The following is an 18,864-nucleotide window of genomic DNA, read 5'->3' as shown; positions in this document are numbered from 1 at the left end:
ATCCGTTTTACCGCGGTAACAAAAAGAAAAAGCCTGAAGCCTAAAAGGCAAAAAAGTACAAAAAAATCACGTATAGGAATGTTCTATCAATAAATACGGCGGTACTCAACGATATTTTCTTTCTAAACTAATTAGCAATGTGAACCTATAAGTTTAGCTTAAGTCAGAATAATCCGCTACCGCAGAGGTTTCGGGGCTGTAACGTCAATTGGTGCTTGAGCCGCGCGCCTGCTGGTATCTTTACCGTCGAATCTGTTCATCATGTCACGAAACGAAATTTTTGATTGCTAGGAAAATTCTTAAAAAAAATTCATGTGTTGTTTTTTTAACATTTTTTAGCCTGTTTCGTCATCAGTTTGAATGTTGAACAGTATGAATTATTTTATTTTTTATAATATTATCATGTATTTATGCTTTATTTGTTTGGTTCTGATAATGATAATTCTTTCATTCCTTATCACTTGTGATAATCAATAATCACATTAAGTTAACATTAATTCGTTTTTTTGTTGCAAAAACCGGTCATATAACAACGAGTTGATGTAACTAATCGTGCTGTACTCACAGATGTGAAAAATGTCAGCGAGTGATTAATTGGTTTTTCTGAACTATTTAGTCACCACGAAAAGTTGTCTACTCTTGGTGGTGATAAAAGGTTTACATTTGCTGGCAGTAAAAAAACAGAGCGGCGTGTCTAAAGGCGCTCTTAACTTTTCCCGTCAGTGTGGTTCTGCAAGGCAGTGCTGCATCGATTCCAACGCCAGGTGAATATCGCTTTCTTGTGTCATCCAATTGACCAGCGCAGCCCGGATCCCCGGTTGCCCGTTATAAAAGGTAGGGGTACAGCGTACCGCGCCGTGTCGATCGAGACGGGCGATAAAGCGATCGCGTGCGGCAACGGCATCTCCCTCAATGTTCTTCAGTGCAAAGCACACCACGTTCAGATTGACCGGTGCCAGCAGGCGGAAACCCTCGCTGGCCGCCAGCGCTGCACCCAGCAATTGCGCCAATTGGACATTGCGCTCAACCATGTCCTGCATGCCACTGCGGCCATAGGCTTTCAGCGCCATCCACAACGGCAGGGCGCGGAAACGCCGCGAGTTTTCCGGCGTCAGGTGGAGATAGTTGTCTGGCCGCAGCGTCGGCGCTTCCAGATAAGCCGAGTGGTTTTGAAAGACCTGCATCTGTAACGCCAGATGACGGCTGAATTGGATCGCGCTGTCGTAGGGCACATTCAACCATTTATGCGCATCGACGGTAATCGAGTCCGCCTGCTCCCAGCCGGTTAACCGGGGAGCATAGCGCGGTGAGCAGGCCGCTACGCCGCCAAAGGCCGCATCAACGTGTAACCAGAACGGGTAGCGTTCGCGCAGCGCCAGCAGGTGCGGCAGGTCGTCGAAGGTTACAGTGTTCACCGTTCCGGCGCTGGCCAGCACCAGGGTGGGAGCGCCGATGTTGGCGGCAAGATGTCTTTCCAACGCGACAGGGTCAATAGCTTCACTATCCGGCAGGCTGTCGATAATTTTCAAGGCGTCACGGCCAATGCCGAGCATGCTGAGCGCCTTTACGCTGCTGGAGTGTGCGTTTGCTGACAGCACCTGTACCGGACCCAATGCCGTCACTCCCTGCTCAGCGACATCAATACCGCGTTGCTGGCCCAGCCACTGGCGACCGATGGCCATGCCGACAAAGTTGGCCATGGTGGCCCCGCTGACAAAACTGCCGTTGAACACCTCCGGCAAACCCAGCAAATTTTTTAGCTGCGTAATGGTTGCCAGTTCGATTGCCGCGGCAACCGTATCGTGACTCAACTGACTGTTTTGGTCGATAGCGCTAACCAGCCAGTCTGCCGCCAATGCGGCCGGGGTTGAGCCGCCGGTAACAAAGCCAAAATAGCGTGGCCCGGCGCTGGCAGAGAGCCCCTCAGAATAGCGCAGCCAGAAATCGTCCAGTGCTGCCAGCGCACCGTCACCCTCATCGGCCAACCTGTCATCACCCGGCTGCAGTTGCTGTGAAGCCAGGGGAGGGCAAACCGGGCGCTGTTGCAATCCGGCAAGAAAGCCCTCGGCCAAATGGCGAGTACGTTCGAGTATCTGTGGAAACTGGTCAAGATCCTGCTGTAAACGTGGGTGCATGGGTGACTCCGGTTATCAAAAGGTAAGGGTGACACCCTAGATCATTTGCTTTGCAACGAAAATCGATGAAAAATACCCCTTTTGGATAGCAGGGCTAACCAATGTTCAATGAACGTATTCCACTGCACATCCTGCCGACCTTTGTGATTGCCGCCCGGTTGGAAAATCTGCGCGCTACCGCCCAGCAGGTGCATCTTACCCATGGCGCCGTCAGCCAGCAGATCCAGCAGTTGGAACAGGCGATCGGCTGTCCGTTGTTTGAACGGCAGGGCCGTGGATTGCGTCTGAATACTGCCGGTCGTGAGCTGTTGGCGGTTGCAGAGCCGGCTCTACAGGCGTTGCAGCAGGGCGTTAACCGGGTCAGGCGAATTGCACAAAGCCAGGCACTGCGCATCAGCGTACTGCCCTCTTTCGCGCATTACTGGTTGATGCCGCGCTTGCCGTCTTTTCACGCGGCCTGCGCCGATATTGCGCTGGATATTGATGCATCGCTGGCGGTGCAGGATTTGGTACGTAAAGGGTTCGACGCGGCCATTCGTCTTGGCAATGGTCAATGGACCGATATGCAGGCACAGCGTATTGCCTCCGGGGAGGTGGTGCCGGTGGCGACTCCGGTGTTGGCTCATCAGTGGCAGGTGGCTTTCAACAGTGGGGCGTCAGATGTGCCGCTGCTGGAACACGATGTTACGCCTTGGCGCAGTTGGTTCCCGGCGCATCAGCAACGAGATAAGGCTAGGCCATTGGCACTGTTCAATGACGCGGGATTATTGATCCGCGCCGCCGAACAGGGGTTTGGCATCGCGTTGGTGAAAAAGCTGTTGGTGAGCGATGCGTTGGCAGAAGGCCGATTGGTGGCACTGGCTCAGCCACGGCATCTGGATCAGGTGGATTTTTATCTGGTTTGGCCGCAGACCGCCGGGTTGACGCCGGCGGTCGAGGCGCTATTACACTGGTTGCAGCGCCAATTGGCCTGAGATCAGCGGCGTAGCCATTCGGGCTGCGAGCTGCCAAGGTGGGCTGCGGGCTGCGCCCAAAGCAGTGCAGTGCCGGTTAACTGCAGTGGTGGGAGCAGGCGCTGTGCTGGGCCCCAGTGGGTCAGTTCGGTTTCCAGGTTTTCATCTGCAGGAGTGACCGCCGCCAGCGGGGTCAACGGATAGTGTTGCGGATAGGGATGATCGGACAACAGTTGTGCCGTTCGTGCCAGAGACAGCCGGGCGCTGTAGCCGGTACCCTGTTGCAGGCGTTGGCGTAGACCGTGCAGAACCGCCGCCGCCATCAGATAGCCGGTGGCATGATCCAGTGCCTGTACCGGCAGCGGCACCGGAATGGCGGCATTTTTCCATGCCATACCCGACTCTGCCAGGCCGCAGCTCATTTGTACCAGGCTGTCGAAACCGCGCCGTCCTCGCCACGGGCCGCTCCAGCCATAGGCGTTCAGGCAAACGTCGATCAATCCCGGCGACAGCGCGCGTCGCTGCTCAGCACCATAACCCAACTTTTCCAGCGCGCCGGCGCGGTAGCCGTGAACGATAACGTCGGCGTTTTTCAGTAAATGTTCAAAGGTGTGGCGATCGTGAGCATTCGCCAGGTTCAAGCGCGCACAGCGCTTGCCGAGGATCACTTCATGTTCGACGCCGGGTTCATCCCAACCGTAAGGATCAATACGTAATACGTCGGCACCCAGCCCGGCAAGAAAACGGGTGGCTACCGGTCCGGCGATAATTCGCGTCAGATCCAGCACGCGGACGCCGTGCAGCGGTCTGGCAGGGGGGAGTGTCCAGCCGGCGGGGGGCGCTTCCGCTTGCTGCAGCTGATGGATCAGTGGCTCCAGCGCAACGCTCTTGCCCTGAATATGTTGCCGCCATGCTTCGACTGAACGCATTTCTGCCGCACAGCCGCCGGCCTCTATGACTGCCTGCTCCAGTTGGCCTTTTTTCCACGTCTGCACCTTTTGCGCCAGTAGGTTTTTATCCTGATGCGGGCCCAGTACCTGTTCTACGGCTTTGCGGTGATGGGGGGCATTGGTATGCAGACGGATCCAGCCGTCACGGGTAGCGTAGTCACCCGCCAGCGCGTCCCAGGCGGCTGGTAATGGCCACCCCAGTGGTCGCAATGTCCAGCCAAACCACAGCGATGCCAATCGACTATCGACAAACACCTGCGGCACACCGCCCTGATTTTGTTGCAGCAGTTGGGCACAGGCCAGCCCGGCAGCACTCCAGCAGGCGGTTGCCAGTTCGGTGACCGGGAATGCGCTGTTCAGAGCGCCTTCACCGCTGATGGTCAACGGGCTCTCAGGGATTGCGCTGTGGCCGAGGCTTTGCCCGATCTCTGCCAGCAGTGTTTGAGTAAGGTTATCCATCATCAACTCCAGGTTGCCGGTCGGGGAGACTGTGTCTAGCCTAGTTCACCCCGACTGGAGTTGCTATGGCGTGATGTTGAGGATGCGACCGTCCGCCAGTTTGGCACGCAGGCTATGGGCAGCTATGCCGTCGAATGCTTGTTGGCCAAAGTTGGCCGTCAGGATTGAGCCATCGCTGAACGTGGTTTGCTGCACCCATCCAGCCTGATCTCGCCAACGGAAATCGGTCAGCGCCTTATCCCATAGAGCCTGATGCAACGGACGGAAGGCGGCATCAGCCTGTTTAATGTGTGGCAAACGTGCCTGAAGAGTAGCGCGGCTGAGATGGAACATCGGTGCGGTGTTGTACAGTTGGCTTAACAGGCTGCGGGTGGTTTTAACGTCGCTGAATTTCAGATTATCGTAATTCCAGTGGTGGCTGCTGATCACCGCGTCGTGAAACACCGCCTGATACATGGGCAGGCGATAACGCGGATCGAACTCCACGGTGCGATAAGGTTCTTTTACCTTGGCCGGGCTGAAGAAGAAGGCTGGCTGGGCGTTGGGCCACCAGGCACCCAGATAATAAGGCGAGGATTTATCCTGATGCATCTGCTTATCACCCCAGCCAAAACCCCAGGTTTCCATGCCATGGGCAAACATGATGTGGCGTGCGGTTACCGCATTGCCATCCTCAGAGCCGAGTGGCAGTTTAAGCGTATTGCTGAACCAGGCCAGACGAGCATTACGGGCCTGTGCCATCTGCGCTGCACCGGTTGGGTGCCCGGGTTGATAGTCGTCGGAGACCATCCCGGTGCCATCAACGTCAAGGAACAGGTTGTTTAGCCCGGCTAACTGCACCAGTTCGCGCATGCGTTGCTGAGAATAAGGCAGCACGCAACCCGGATTCAGGTAGTAGCCCTGCTTGCCGAAACCGGGTTTTTTACTGCCGTCAGCGCGCACGATAGCGCATTCCTCACGCAGCGTCGTCGGCAGTTGGGCCGTCAGCCAGCTGTCATTGACCCCACGTGGAATAGCGGTGTCATAAGAGTCGTAGCTGGCGATCAGATACCCCGATTTTTTGGCACTTTCTACAGCCTGTGGGTGCAGGAACTCGGCGGTCCAGTTGTCGGTACCCAACCACAGACGGGGCAGGCCGGCCTGGTGCAGCGCCTCGACCAGCGGTTTTGCCAACCCCTGACCCCAGCTATCCGCCGGTGCGAGGTAATTGCCAAGCTGTCGCTGTGCCCATTCCCTGACGTGAGTGGCCTGTTGGCGTTGTGCCTGCAGGAAATCGGCATCATCCGGTGTCGCCTTGAGCGGCGTCAGCGCCACCAATGCCTGATTAATCGCGTCAACGAGTGCTTGCTGTTGCCAGGATTCTGGTATTTTTCCTGCCAGTTTTTGCACGGTTTTCTGGCTATCGGCGTCCATTTTTTGCCACAGGACCTCGCCGGTTGGCGATACCAGCCAGGCAAGCAGCCCCGGCCAATTCTTCACGTCGGCCGGTGCCAACAGCTTGTCGCCCCACAGATAAATATGCGTGGCACCAATCAGTTTCTCACCCTCTGGCGCGATACGGATTTTATCGCGCAGGCTGCTGAACTGACCGCTTTGCTGCAAATATTCGCGATAACGGCGAGCCCCGGACAGCGGGGTATCTCCCACGTGCAGCAAGACCTCGAAGGCCTGCTGTTGATTAAAACGGTTGAACTGATGGCTGCTGCGCATAGTGAGGCGATCTTTGGCGCTGGCGAAGCTGACCTGATTACTGAATGGGGTAAGCAATAACCAGCTGTATACCTTGCCCTGTTGTTGTTGGCTCCACAGCGGCAGTTTCAGATCCCAGTTGGTGTCCAGCGGCGTCATCTCTTTTACCAGGTAGTGCTGCCAGACGGTGTTATCTAATGGAATGCGGCTGCCTTCGCCAATCGGTAACAGCAGAGTGGCCGTCTGTGGCGGCAGGGTGAACCAGTCCAGCGTTTGCGCCCGGCTGCTGCTGAAACTCAGGCGTAGATCGCCGCCTTCCAGCCTGGCGGTGATCTGCATGTCACTATTGGGCCATTGCCAGCTTGCCTGGGTGAGCGTGCTCTGCAGACCCGCCACGGCTTGCTTGCTCTGCGCCTGGTTGGCCAGGATGTTATCGGTGGTTACCTGTAACGTGGCAGGATCAATGTTGAAACGGGCTTCTCCCTGCTGTAAAAGCAGGGCCTGAGCAGGGAAACCGGCAAGCAGGGCGAGGCTGAAGGAGAGGCGAAGCGTGTTCATCTAATAGGTTGTCCTTAGGGATGATTGTCCTGCTGAGATTTCATTTTATCGGTAATTAACGGACTGCCCAATGCTAAATATCTATAATCGTGTGCCGCTTCAAATATACGGAATTACTGAGTTTAATTTCCGTTTAATAAATTCGCCTTTACATCATCACCCCACGTCACTATACTCAGCCAAAATTTCAGTGAGGAAACACAATTGGACAGTTTTAGTTGCAGTGATATAAACAAGGCAAGCTGACCAATCCTCTTCTGATTTGTTGCTTGCCGAAAACGGCGGGCAGCACCCCTCTCAAGTTATTCCGAGCTGTGCAAACCCGAATCTTATTGTTGTCCCTGCTGCCTAATGGCATCGGGTGAATTGATTTGGACGCTATTATGGCCATTTTCAGCCACAGCCTATTCCCTCCAGGCACTGATACGCTCAACCGCTGATCTATTATCAGCGCGATTTCGCGTGTGCTAAAAAGCACATGATTTTATCTCCTGCAGTTATTTAAGGGGAAAGTCATGGCTATGACTCCTTTTGTTTTAAATTTATTACTGGCGATGAGCCTGGGCGCAGTTATTGGCGCTGAACGGCAGTGGCGCCAGCGTATGGCCGGCCTGCGAACCAATGCGTTGGTGGCCACCGGTGCGGCGGTGTTTATTCTCAGTTCCATGTCTACCGATCCTTCCAGCGCCGGGCGGGTTGCCGCACAAATTGTCTCCGGTATCGGCTTTTTGGGGGCCGGGGTCATCATGCGTGAAGGGCTGAATATTCGCGGTTTGAATACCGCCGCTACGTTGTGGTGCTCGGCGGCAATTGGCGTGCTGTGCGGCCTGGGTGAGTATTGGAATGCCGTGTTGGCGACGCTGGTGATCCTGTGCGCGAATATCCTGCTGCGTGAAGCGGCGCAGCGCATCAATCTGCAACCCCAGCAACAGGCAACCGATCTGGAGGTCTGCTACCGCATTCAGGTTACCTGCGGCGAGCAGGATGAAATACTGGTACGTACCCTGATATTGCAGGCGCTGAATGGCGTGGCATTAAGATTACAATCCCTGCGCAGTGCAGATATTTCCATTCCGGGCCAACTCGAGGTTTGTGCAGAAATAACGGCAAACCCCTCAGTCCAAAAGGAAATAGAGGGCATTGTCTGCCGCGTCAGTCTGGAAAAGAGCGTTAGCGCGGTACGCTGGCGTATCGCTTCTGAATTACCCGTTTAAGTATTGATTAATATTCACTGTATTCAGTGATAAGGAGGCGTCATGGACGGTGACCCCGAAAGCTTAATGACTCAGCGTATCTGGCGCGTAAATAAAGCGCGTTAATTACGCCAATAAAATAAATTCCACTCTGTGCTTATTCACCTGTTAATCGGGCGGGGTAACCCTGTGCGCAGAGTAAAATAAGAGAATAGCGTTATGACTTATATTAACGAAACCGTACGTCGTCGTGATAAAAAAGCGACGTCTTATGCCATCGCCCAAGAGGCGAAAAACAGCGTTGATCAAACGCTGGCCAATTTAAAATGTAACCGCAATGGCTTAACTCAGGACGATGCGGTCGAACGTCTGGAGCAGTTTGGTGTTAATCAGGTCGCTCATGAGAAAGCGCCACACGCGCTGGTGCAGCTAATCGCTGCATTTAATAACCCGTTTATCTTTGTGCTGATGGTGCTGGCTGCGATCAGTTTCTTTACCGACTACTGGTTGCCCGCTCAGCGTGGTGAAGAAACTGAACTTACCGGCGTGATCATCATACTGGTGATGGTGTCACTCAGTGGGTTACTGCGTTTTTGGCAGGAATACCGTACCAACAAGGCGGCTGAAACGCTGAAATCCATGGTGCGCACCACCGCCACGGTCCTGCGGCGCAGCAGCTACAGCGCGCAGCCGTTGACGCTGGAAGTACCGATCCGCGAGTTGGTGCCGGGCGATATTATTAAGCTCTCTGCCGGCGATATGATACCGGCGGACGTGCGTTTGCTGGCCTCACGTGATTTGTTTATCAGTCAGGCGATCCTCACCGGGGAGGCGATCCCGATCGAGAAATACGATGCAATGGGCAACGTCAGCCAAAAATCGAGCGAGGACGAAGTCTCCAGTGAGCATGCGCTGCTGGAATTGTCGAACATCTGCCTGATGGGCACCAACGTCGCCAGCGGGACGGCCACCGCGGTAGTCGTGGCGACCGGTGGCCACACCTATTTTGGTTCGCTGGCAAAGTCGATTGTCGGTTCCCGTTCGCAAACCGCGTTTGATCGCGGGGTGAACAGCGTCAGTTGGCTGCTGATCCGCTTTATGTTGGTGATGGTGCCCATCGTCTTGCTGATCAACGGGTTTACCAAAGGTGACTGGAGCGAAGCGGCGCTGTTTGCCCTGGCGGTTGCTGTCGGGCTGACGCCAGAGATGCTGCCGATGATCGTCAGTTCTAACCTGGCGAAGGGCGCTATTGCCATGTCACGGCGCAAAGTGGTGGTCAAACGGCTGAATGCCATTCAGAACTTTGGCGCGATGGACGTGCTGTGTACCGATAAAACCGGCACCTTGACTCAGGATCGCATCATCCTCGAACACCATCTGGACGTCAGCGGCGTCAGAGATAATGAGGTATTGCATCTGGCCTGGTTGAACAGCTTCCACCAGAGCGGGATGAAAAACCTGATGGATCAGGCGGTGATCCGCTTTGGGCGCGGCAAGCCGGGTATTGAAGCTTTGGGCCGCTTCAGCAAGGTCGATGAGCTCCCCTTTGATTTTGTACGTCGCCGTCTGTCAATTGTGGTGGCAGATGAAAACAACCAGCAGCGCCTGATTTGCAAAGGGGCGGTGGAGGAAATGCTGGAAATCGCTACCCATATGCGTGAAGGGCAGCAGATTGTCCCGCTGGATCCGGCCCGGCGTGAGGCGCTGCAAGCGCTGGCCGCCCAGTACAATGAGGATGGTTTCCGCGTGTTGGTGTTGGCGACCCGCGAACTGGGGGAACAGAAAAACGCCTTGCCACTGAGCGTAGCCGATGAGCGCGATATGGTGATCCAGGGCGTACTGACGTTCCTCGATCCACCGAAAGAGAGTGCGCAAGAAGCGATAGCTGCCCTGCAGGAAAACGGCGTGGCAGTGAAGGTGTTGACCGGCGATAACCCGGTGATCACCTGCAAAATTTGCCGCGATGTTGGACTGGAGCCCGGCGAGCCGCTTTCCGGCCCGCAAATTGCCGAAATGGACGACGTTACGCTGGCACGTGAAGTGGAACAGCGCACGGTGTTTACCAAACTGACGCCGCTGCAGAAGTCGCGCGTGTTGAAGATGTTGCAGGCGAATGGCCATACCGTTGGTTTCCTCGGCGACGGTATTAACGATGCGCCGGCGCTGCGCGATGCCGACGTGGGTATTTCCGTGGATACCGGTACCGATATCGCCAAGGAGTCGGCGGACATCATTTTGCTGGAAAAAAACCTGATGGTGCTGGAAGAGGGGGTGATCAAGGGACGTGAGACCTTCGGCAATATCATCAAATACCTGAACATGACTGCCAGCTCCAACTTCGGCAACGTGTTTTCGGTGTTGGTCGCCAGCGCATTTATTCCGTTCCTGCCGATGCTGGCGATCCATCTGCTGATCCAGAACCTGATGTACGATATTTCCCAGTTGTCGCTGCCATGGGACAAGATGGACAAAGAGTTCCTGCGTAAACCGCGCAAGTGGGATGCGAAAAACATTGGCCGCTTTATGCTGTGGATTGGGCCGACCTCGTCCATCTTCGATATCACTACCTATGCGTTGATGTGGTTCGTGTTTGCCGCCAACAGCGTAGAGCATCAGGCCTTGTTCCAGTCCGGGTGGTTTATTGAAGGGTTACTGTCGCAAACGCTGGTGGTACATATGTTGCGTACCCAGAAGATCCCGTTCATTCAGAGCACCGCCGCATTGCCGGTTCTGTTGACCACAATATTGGTGATGGCACTGGGTATCTATCTGCCGTTCTCACCGCTTGGCGCTTTGGTTGGGCTGCAGCCGCTGCCGTGGGAATACTTCCCATGGCTGGCCGGCACGTTGGTCAGCTACTGCGTAGTGGCTCAGTTGATGAAGCGTTTCTATATTCGTCGCTTCGGCGAGTGGTTGTAATTATTGCAGAAAAGGGCGAATAGCTTCGCCCCTAGAGTAATTTTTTCACCAGCAGACCGAGCATGATGGTCAGCGTAAAAGAAAACAGCGTACCGAGCAGCACATACTCGGTACGCATTTTGTCATCACTCTGCCGCAAGTCGCCAAAGCGAAAGATCGACTTGGCCGCCAGCAAAAAACCGACCGCGGGTATCTGCCCGATCAGCACGAAAGTCAGGATCAGCGTCCTTTCCAGATAACCTATTTGTTTGCCCGCACGTAACAGTGAATCGTTATCCGCTTTGGCTGAGGGCGGCATCTGTGGCGTCCAGTGCGCCAGTAATTGGCCAATCAGAATGCCCATCGGCATATAAATCAATAAATAAGCCAACAGTACCAGCCCTGATTGCCAGCCGGTGACGGCGGCCGCCAGTGCGCTAAGCAGGCCGTGAGCGTTCGGCGTGAAAGACAGCCACAGCAGAACAATCACCATCAGATGCAGGCCTTGATCGAGCAGAAAACCACTGGCCTGGCTGAGGCGCGTCAATAGAGTGACTTTCAGCAGATCGATCAGCCAGTGGCTGATGGCGATAACCGGCAGGGTGGCTAACACCTGGGAAGCGGACAGACCGTCATGCCACAGGGCAAAACCAGCCACGGCGCAGGCAGCCAGTATGCCGTGCAGCAAGGCGTGTACGAGCAGAAAGCGGGAACCAGCGCGGTGACGGATCTTATCCTCGACCCAACGAGGCGACTGTAGCGGAAAATCGGCAAGCAAGTGGACGATCAGCAACCAGACCAGCAACGGCGCGTAGCTCAAATCCATATCAGGTAATCCTGTTAATCGCGTTAATAAATCGCATGATTTCCTCGTAGGCCGCGCGTTTGAGCGTTGCGGAGACCGTGGAGGCGGCCTTCTGCAATTTTTCCGCCACCTCCTGGCTGGTGGTGGCGAAGATGCGCGCCTGGACGATCTGCGCTTCGGTCTGCGAGAGACGGCTAACCACATGATCTAACATTGGCAACAGATCGCTGACAATGGCATTTGTCTGGTCATTATCATTTTTCAGAGCCAGCCGGCAATTTTTCATCAGGCCGTCCAGCGCCTGACCCGAATTCACAAAGGCGCTGCCATAGCCGGCGGTATCTGCCTGCGCAGTGCCCAGACCTACGGCGATGCGGGCATCCCAGTTTGGCGAGTCCATGGCTTTGAGCGCAATGCGGATATATACCGCCAGCAGCAAACCGGATTGCGGTTCCGCCACGGCCTGAAAGGCATCACCGCGGAAAATCTCGAACGCCTGAATAAGCTTAGCCTGTTGCAGTTGGCCAAGCAGGGCATTTAACTCGCTGATGTAGTGAGTGGTGTCTAACCGACGGGAGTTAACCAAATCGCCGGTGATTACGCTGACTTGTGCTGCCATGCCTTTTTCTGCTCTGAAGCGATGAATTATCCGTAAAGTTCGCATCTAAATACGAATATGTCAATTATTCGTATCTCAATACGAATTTAATGATTATTCGTCTCCAGAGGCGAAATTATCCCAGTAATTTAATGCGCTCATGTATCAGCGTCATCAGGGGTTTTTCCATCCTGGCCAAATAGACACCCAGCAGGATCAGGCCCACGCCGAGTATCTGCAACCCGGCAGACCCATTGCTGTCGCGCAGGCGGTCGATAACGACCCCTGCCAACATCTGGCCACTGATAATCAACAGTGCAGCGCGCAGGGTACCGAGACGCGGCAGCACATAGCTGTTCAGGGCGACAAACAGCGCGCCGATAAGCCCGCCAAGATAGGCTCCCCAGGGAGCCTGGCCAAAGGAGTCACCATTGAAGCCGCCGACCATTGCCAGCAGCAGGCTGAGGAACAGAAAACCGACAATGTGGTTGCAGAGTGAGGCCGAGAAAGCGCCGCGATCCAACGCCAGACGGCCGTTGACCGCGCGGCTGATGCTGATGCAAACGCCATTGAACAATGCGAGGAGTACCAAAGTGATCATGGGGATTATCTCAGGAAGATGAGCAGGGCGCAGCCGGAGAGGATCAGCAGCGTAGCAATAATGTCGTTGGCACTTAGGCGGCGTGTCAGCACGCCAAACCAGCCGCAGCTGTCGGACAACATGCCAAATAAAACCTGGCCGGTGAGCATCAGTGCCAGACTGCCGGAAAGCGCCAGTGGGCTGTTAACGGTGATAGCCGCCAACACCACCGTCAGGGCACCGGGAATGCCGCCAAAATAGGCCCAACGGGGAACCGCGGCCGATGTCGAAGAAGACCCCGGGGCACGGCGACTCAGTAACAGCAAGAGTAGCCAGGCGGTGATTGCACCGACGCCATGGGCGACCCATGAAGCAAGCAGCGGAGAATTATAGCTGGCCAGCACGCTGTTGATGCTGATCATCAGGGCCAGCAATGCGCCGGCGACCAATGCCAGCAGGGGATGGGAAAAATGTTCGCGCATCTTGGTGTCCGTTTTATGTTTAGATGGGCGAACAGGCTATATTGTTTTTGTTTTAAACATAATCCACTAAAATAGAAACTCATTGTTGAGTAAAAGTTGACGATAGATGAATGATAACTTTGCAGCGATCCCGGTGTTTGTGGCAGTAGTGGAATGCGAAAGTTTTTCAGCTGCCGCCCGACGGTTGGGCATTACAAAATCAGCGGTAAGCAAACGAATTTCCCAGTTGGAAAGCTCGCTTGGCGTGCAGTTGTTACAGCGCACGACCCGCAGCCTGAGCCTGACCGAAGCGGGTGAACAGTATTTTGGCTACGCCCGTAATGCCTGTGTGGTGGCGCAAGAGGGGGAAGATGCGGTCACCCGTCTACAGGGACAGCCGCAGGGCAGTCTGCGGATCAGTGTGCCGATGGTGTTTGGCCGTTTGCATGTGGCCCCGTTGATCGCCCATTTTCTGGCGGCTTACCCGGAGGTGGAGATCAATATGATGATGGATGATCAATTGGTCGATTTGGTCGAAGGGGGTTATGACCTGGCGATCCGCATCGGTCGGCTTGCCGATTCAAGCTTGATCGCCCGGCGTATCGCGCCCTGTCACAGCGTATTGTGCGCGGCACCGTCTTATTTGGCGCGCTGTGGAACACCGGCAGATCTGGAACAATTGGCCCAGCATAACTGTTTATTTTACAGCTATTTCCGTGGTGGCAGTGAATGGCAGTTTGAGGGGCCTATGGGCGCGGTGCGTTTTCAGCCGCGGGGGAATTACCAGGTGAATAACAGCGAGGCTTTGCGCGCAGCACTGCTTGGCGGTCTGGGCATTTGCCAGATGCCGACCTTCATTGTCGGGGATGATATTGCGCAGGGGCGGTTGGTTGAAGTGTTGTCGGCATATAGGCTGCCGGAGCATGCCATTTATGCGGTGTACCCGCAGCGAAAATACCTGCCGGCTAAAGTATTGGCCTTCGTCGATTTCCTGCTGGCTCAGCTTGGTGGAGAACGACCTTATTGGGACCTACCGCGTCGGTGATGAAACCCCTCGCCGTTAAGCCGGGAATACGCGGGCCAGATGGCTCGCCACCGGCGAAGCGGGCGGTATTGCGTGCTTCAGAAGCTTTGTACCAACACTTCGCGCGGCTGTTCGCTGCCGTGCTTCAACAAATAGTCGAACGATTTTTCGCTGCTTTTCAACTGCTGCAGAAATTCCTGCGGTGACAGGTCGTGTTTTTTGCCGCTCATATAAGCCAGCGCCAGTTCTTTTGCCTGATAACGTGAGAAGTTGTACATAGTAGCCCTCGATACGGTGGATTTCAGTGCTAACGATTGTAACCAAAGAGCACATAATGAACAGACGCTTTGGCGTATGGAATCGATAGCTAAAACTTAACTCGCCGGTTGCAATAGCTCGTCGCACAGTCGTTGAATTATCTGCTTTTGCGACAGGCCGTTATCCAGCATCTGCCGAATTCGTTCCGAGTCGTTCACCCCGAGCCTGACATGGCGCTCAATCTTGTCCAGCAAGCTTTGTGTTTCCAGATCGTTAGCGTCAGTGCGTAACGCTGCCAGTGTGGTCAGCATATGTGAGGTCAGGCTGCTGCGCTTCAACGTGGTGGAGTCGACGTAGTCGGCGTCAAAACCGTTGCGGTAGGCATTGATTTTGTTGTAGTTGGTAAAGGCGTAATATTCCGGGGCTATTTCAGTGCGGTGCGACAACAAAAAGCCGGCCAGCAGGCGGCAGTAACCTACCAGCAGCACGGCGTGGGAGATATGCAGTGGCGTATCGCAGATACGGATCTCCACAGTTCCCAGTTCCGGCTTGGGTCGGGCATCCCAATAAATATCCTTGATGCTGTCGATCACGCCGGCGGCACTCAGCCGTTCATAATAGACATTGAACTGCTCCCAATTGTAGATCTGCTCCAGACAGCCATAGTTGGGAAAGGAGTTTTGCGCGCTGAAACGCGAACTGGCAAACAGTGTGTCTACCCCCTGGTAGAGCGGAGAAGAGGCGCTGAGGGCAATAAAATGGGGGAAGTAGGGGGTTAAAGCGTGGCACAGATACATGGCTTCATCGCCGTCATTGACCCCGATATGAATATGTTGACCAAACACGCAGGCCAGCTTGGACAGATAGCCGAAGCGGCTGGCTAATTGCTGATAGCGCTGGGCATCGGTAATGACCTGTTTTCTCCAGTCATTGCTCAGATGGCGGCCACCGCCACAAACGTCACAACCGAAGTTTTGTGCACTAAGGCGGATGCTGGCGGTCAGTTCCCGCAGTTCGTCGTGCAACAGGTCAATATTGGTGTGCACCGAGCTGTTCAGTTCCACCATTGATTTGGTCAATTCATGCTTGATGCGTTTATTGTCGCCAAGATCCGTTACCACCTGATCGGCCTTGTCGGTGAGATCGTAGCTTTCAATATCAACCAACTGCAGTTCTATTTCTGTGCCAATGGAGAGTCTTTGCGAGCGTTTGAATGCTAACGGCATAGTTCATCCCTCAGAGAAATAGCGTTGCGGTAATTATAATCCTCCATCGAGACTTTGCTGCTTGCCTGGTTATATTTGATAATTCGAATATGTTTTTTTGACATTCTCTGCAGACGAATTATGATGACGGTCTTGACTCAAGGAGCGCGTGCATGACATCACTGACACCGTTACAACTGTTTAAAAATTTGTCGGAAGAGACTCGTCTGACGCTGGTGCTTCTGTTGCGCCAGGCGGGGGAGCTGTGCGTTTGTGAGTTGTCCGGGGCGTTGGCCGAGTCACAGCCTAAAATTTCCCGCCATCTTGCCATGTTACGTGCAAGCGGCTTGCTGCTTGATCGGCGTGACGGCAAGTGGATCTACTACCGGCTGTCGCCACATATGCCGGCCTGGGCGGCGGCAATTATTGAACAGGCTTACCTTAGTCAACAGCAACAGGTGAACGAGCTGGCGCAACGGGCTGCCGGTAATGGGATTATCTGTCGTTAACGATAAAAAATTTAACCATATATATTCGAAATTTCATATGTGTTTGGCGTGAGCCGCTAAGGAGTTGTGATGGTGCTGGCCGGGGCAATTTTTATCCTGACTCTCATTTTGGTGATCTGGCAACCTAAAGGTCTGGGCATTGGCTGGAGTGCGTCCCTTGGGGCGGTGCTGGCGTTGCTGACCGGGGTAGTTCACATCAATGATATACCACTGGTCTGGCAGATAGTCTGGAATGCTACCGCCACCTTTATTGCCGTGATTGTGATTAGCCTGCTGCTGGATGAGTCCGGTTTTTTTGAGTGGGCGGCGCTGCACATTGCGCGCTGGGGCAAGGGTAAAGGACGCTGGCTGTTCACCTATATTGTGCTGTTAGGGGCTACGGTGGCGGCGTTGTTCGCCAATGACGGCGCGGCGCTGATCCTGACGCCGATTGTGATTGCGATGCTGTTGGCGCTGGGGTTCAGCCCGGGAGCCACCCTGGCATTCGTGATGGCGGCGGGGTTTATTGCCGATACCGCCAGCCTGCCGCTGGTGGTGTCCAACCTGGTAAATATCGTTTCTGCGGATTTCTTCCAACTGGGGTTCACCGAGTATGCGGCGGTGATGGTGCCGGTGAACCTAGCTGCTATCGTCGCCACGCTGGGGGTGCTGCACCTGTTCTTCCGTAAAGATATTCCGCAGAGCTATGACCTGACGTTGCTGCGGCCGCCGCGTGAGGCAATCCGTGACTTACCGACTTTTAAAGCCGGTTGGGGCGTATTGGTATTGCTGCTGGTGGGGTTCTTTGGCCTGGAGCCGCTCGGCGTGCCGGTCAGCCTGGTCGCCGCTGTTGGCGCGTTGATCCTGTTGGTGGTGGCGAAAAGAGGCCAGGCCATCGACACCGGTAAAGTGCTGCGAGGTGCCCCCTGGCAGATCGTGATTTTCTCACTGGGGATGTATCTGGTGGTCTATGGTCTGCGTAATGCGGGGTTAACCGCCATGCTGGCCGGTGTGCTCAACGATCTGGCCGATCGGGGAATATGGGCGGCCACGCTGGGTACCGGTTTCCTGAGTGCATTTCTGTCTTCTATTATGAACAACATGCCGACGGTGCTGGTAGGGGCCTTGTCAATTGACGGCAGCAACGCCGAGGGCGTGATCAAGCAGGCGATGATTTATGCCAATGTGATAGGCAGCGATCTGGGGCCGAAAATTACCCCAATCGGCAGTCTGGCCACATTGTTATGGCTGCACGTGCTGTCACAGAAAAACATTGTCATCACCTGGGGATATTATTTCCGCGTGGGCATCGTGATGACGATCCCGGTGCTGCTGGTCGCGCTGATCGCCCTGGCGTTGCGCCTGTCGCTTTAGGCTTAACTCAAGAGAGAACCGTCATGAGCAACTTCAAGATTTACCACAACCCGGCTTGCGGCACGTCGCGCAATACGTTGGCGCTGATCCGCAACAGCGGGGTGGAGCCGGAGGTGATTTTATATCTGGAGACTCCGCCCAGTCGCGAACAACTGGTCAGGCTGATTGCCGACATGGGGATCTCTGTTCGTGCGTTGCTGCGCAAAAATGTCGGGCCTTACGAAACGCTGGGCCTGGCGGATAGGGGCTGGAGCGACGAGCAACTGATCGACTTTATGCTGCAGCAACCGATTTTGATTAACCGGCCGATAGTGGTGACACCGCTGGGAACCCGGCTGTGTCGCCCATCAGAAGTGGTGCTGGATATTCTGCCGGATGCGCAGCAGGGCCCGTTCAGTAAAGAGGATGGCGAAGCGGTGATTGATGCGCAGGGGCGGCGGATTACGGCGGATTAATCCTTTATGTGTTTTCCCGTCAGGAACTCGACAACGCTGCGGTTGAAGAGCTCCGGGCAGGTAATGTTGGAAATGTGCGAAGCCGGTAGCCGCAACAGTTCGGCTCGCGGCGCGTTGGCGACCAGAAATTCGGCGTCCGCCACCGTCGTCACCGGATCTTGCTCTCCGGCGATCACTCGCATTGGCCGCGTCATGGACGCCACTTCGGCGCGGAGATCGGCCACCGCCAGCGCATCGCAGCAGGCGGCGTAACCCTCGGCGCTGCCGGCCGCCAGCCCGGCGACCAGTGGGGCAACCTGTTCAGGGTGTTGCTGCAAAAAGGCTTCGTTGAACCAGCGCGCTGGAGACGCTGCGGCGATCGGTGTCAGCCCGGAGTTACGAACCTGTTGGGCGCGCTGTTGCCAGCCTTCGGCACTGCCGATGCGCGCGGCGGTATTGGCGACCACCAGCCGCTTGATGCGCTGCGGATGGTAGCGGTTGAGCCACAACCCGGTCAGGCCGCCCATCGAAATACCGCAAAAATGAGCGCTTGGCGCGTCCAGATGGTCGAGCAGGGCAATCACATCCTGGCCCAGATCTTCAAGCCGCAGCGGGGTCGCTGGCAGCGGCGTAGCACCGTGTCCGCGCTGGTTATAGCGCAATAGATGAAAGTGTTCGCTCAGCACCGGCAACTGTGCCAGCCACATGTCGAAGGTGGTACCGAGCGAGTTGGACAGCACCAACAAGGGTGCCCCGGCGCGGCCATCAAGGCGATAATCGATATCCATGTTCTTTCCCCGTT

The 18,864-nt window shown here is 55.2% G+C and carries 17 protein-coding genes; 7 read left to right on the top strand and 10 right to left on the bottom strand.

Annotated elements, in window-relative coordinates:
• Positions 1-719: 719 nt before the first annotated feature.
• Positions 720-2,135 carry a pyridoxal phosphate-dependent decarboxylase family protein gene (locus NHG65_RS16625; RefSeq protein ID WP_099064725.1) on the bottom strand — a complete coding sequence of 472 codons (1,416 nt, stop codon included), beginning with the start codon at positions 2,133-2,135 and terminating at the stop codon, positions 720-722.
• Between the two features lie 101 nt (positions 2,136-2,236).
• Between NHG65_RS16625 and NHG65_RS16620 the strand changes: the two genes are divergently transcribed.
• Entirely contained in the window at positions 2,237-3,109 is an 873-nt protein-coding gene (locus NHG65_RS16620) for a LysR substrate-binding domain-containing protein (RefSeq protein ID WP_261416583.1), read from the top strand.
• Between the two features lie 2 nt (positions 3,110-3,111).
• On the opposite strand, the gene NHG65_RS16615 is transcribed toward NHG65_RS16620, so the two are convergent.
• A complete protein-coding gene (locus tag NHG65_RS16615; RefSeq protein WP_499183489.1) occupies positions 3,112-4,497 on the bottom strand; it encodes a CoA transferase in 1,386 nt (461 codons plus the stop codon).
• A 63-nt stretch (positions 4,498-4,560) separates the two neighbouring features.
• Positions 4,561-6,744: a glycoside hydrolase gene (locus NHG65_RS16610; protein ID WP_261416582.1), complete on the bottom strand. Its 2,184-nt coding sequence runs from the start codon at positions 6,742-6,744 to the stop codon at positions 4,561-4,563.
• A gap of 515 nt (positions 6,745-7,259) precedes the next feature.
• Here NHG65_RS16610 and NHG65_RS16605 point away from each other — a divergent pair.
• On the top strand, positions 7,260-7,958 hold the full coding sequence (locus tag NHG65_RS16605) for an MgtC family protein (RefSeq protein ID WP_099064721.1): 699 nt from the start codon (positions 7,260-7,262) through the stop codon (positions 7,956-7,958).
• Positions 7,959-8,156: 198 nt separating this feature from the next.
• Positions 8,157-10,856 carry a magnesium-translocating P-type ATPase gene (gene mgtA / locus NHG65_RS16600; protein ID WP_099064720.1) on the top strand — a complete coding sequence of 900 codons (2,700 nt, stop codon included), beginning with the start codon at positions 8,157-8,159 and terminating at the stop codon, positions 10,854-10,856.
• A gap of 31 nt (positions 10,857-10,887) precedes the next feature.
• On the opposite strand, the gene NHG65_RS16595 is transcribed toward mgtA, so the two are convergent.
• From NHG65_RS16595 to NHG65_RS16580, 4 genes are all read right to left on the bottom strand, one after another.
• Positions 10,888-11,661, bottom strand: coding sequence for a DUF3307 domain-containing protein (locus NHG65_RS16595; RefSeq protein WP_499182441.1), 774 nt, complete (start codon positions 11,659-11,661; stop codon positions 10,888-10,890).
• Position 11,662: 1 nt separating this feature from the next.
• Positions 11,663-12,259, bottom strand: a complete 597-nt coding sequence (locus tag NHG65_RS16590; protein ID WP_261416579.1) for a SatD family protein — start codon at positions 12,257-12,259, stop codon at positions 11,663-11,665.
• Between the two features lie 115 nt (positions 12,260-12,374).
• Entirely contained in the window at positions 12,375-12,839 is a 465-nt protein-coding gene (locus NHG65_RS16585; protein WP_085117394.1) for a DMT family transporter, read from the bottom strand.
• A gap of 5 nt (positions 12,840-12,844) precedes the next feature.
• The gene (locus NHG65_RS16580; RefSeq protein ID WP_099064717.1) at positions 12,845-13,300 is read right to left on the bottom strand and encodes a DMT family transporter; all 456 of its coding nucleotides are present in this window, start codon (positions 13,298-13,300) and stop codon (positions 12,845-12,847) included.
• 106 nt (positions 13,301-13,406) lie between these two features.
• On the opposite strand from NHG65_RS16580, the gene NHG65_RS16575 reads away from it, so the two are divergent.
• Positions 13,407-14,324, top strand: a complete 918-nt coding sequence (locus tag NHG65_RS16575; protein WP_099064716.1) for a LysR family transcriptional regulator — start codon at positions 13,407-13,409, stop codon at positions 14,322-14,324.
• A 77-nt stretch (positions 14,325-14,401) separates the two neighbouring features.
• Here the strand turns inward: NHG65_RS16575 and NHG65_RS16570 are convergent, their stop codons facing one another.
• Together NHG65_RS16570 and NHG65_RS16565 are read right to left on the bottom strand one after the other, a co-directional pair.
• Positions 14,402-14,581 carry a hypothetical protein gene (locus tag NHG65_RS16570; protein WP_012145763.1) on the bottom strand — a complete coding sequence of 60 codons (180 nt, stop codon included), beginning with the start codon at positions 14,579-14,581 and terminating at the stop codon, positions 14,402-14,404.
• Between the two features lie 96 nt (positions 14,582-14,677).
• Positions 14,678-15,787, bottom strand: a complete 1,110-nt coding sequence (locus tag NHG65_RS16565; protein WP_219016580.1) for a YbdK family carboxylate-amine ligase — start codon at positions 15,785-15,787, stop codon at positions 14,678-14,680.
• Between the two features lie 152 nt (positions 15,788-15,939).
• Here NHG65_RS16565 and NHG65_RS16560 point away from each other — a divergent pair, with 152 nt between their 5' ends.
• The 3 genes from NHG65_RS16560 to arsC all read left to right on the top strand — a co-directional run bounded on the left by NHG65_RS16560 (position 15,940) and on the right by arsC (position 18,083).
• A complete protein-coding gene (locus NHG65_RS16560) occupies positions 15,940-16,275 on the top strand; it encodes a metalloregulator ArsR/SmtB family transcription factor (RefSeq protein WP_207978352.1) in 336 nt (111 codons plus the stop codon).
• A 69-nt stretch (positions 16,276-16,344) separates the two neighbouring features.
• Positions 16,345-17,628 (top strand): arsenic transporter, encoded by a 1,284-nt coding sequence (locus tag NHG65_RS16555; protein ID WP_413480950.1) that lies wholly within the window; start codon positions 16,345-16,347, stop codon positions 17,626-17,628.
• Between the two features lie 23 nt (positions 17,629-17,651).
• Positions 17,652-18,083 carry a glutaredoxin-dependent arsenate reductase gene (gene arsC, locus NHG65_RS16550; protein ID WP_219016577.1) on the top strand — a complete coding sequence of 144 codons (432 nt, stop codon included), beginning with the start codon at positions 17,652-17,654 and terminating at the stop codon, positions 18,081-18,083.
• Here arsC and pcaD read toward each other — a convergent pair.
• On the bottom strand, positions 18,080-18,850 hold the full coding sequence (pcaD, locus tag NHG65_RS16545; protein ID WP_413501744.1) for a 3-oxoadipate enol-lactonase: 771 nt from the start codon (positions 18,848-18,850) through the stop codon (positions 18,080-18,082). The two genes, arsC and pcaD, sit on opposite strands and share 4 nt — an antisense overlap.
• Positions 18,851-18,864: the final 14 nt, after the last annotated feature.

The sequence above is a fragment of the Serratia myotis genome, assembly GCF_027474885.1.
GTDB classification, from domain to species: domain Bacteria; phylum Pseudomonadota; class Gammaproteobacteria; order Enterobacterales; family Enterobacteriaceae; genus Serratia; species Serratia proteamaculans.
Note: the sequence above shows the minus strand (reverse complement) of the source record. Positions and strands in the feature narration are given on the sequence as shown.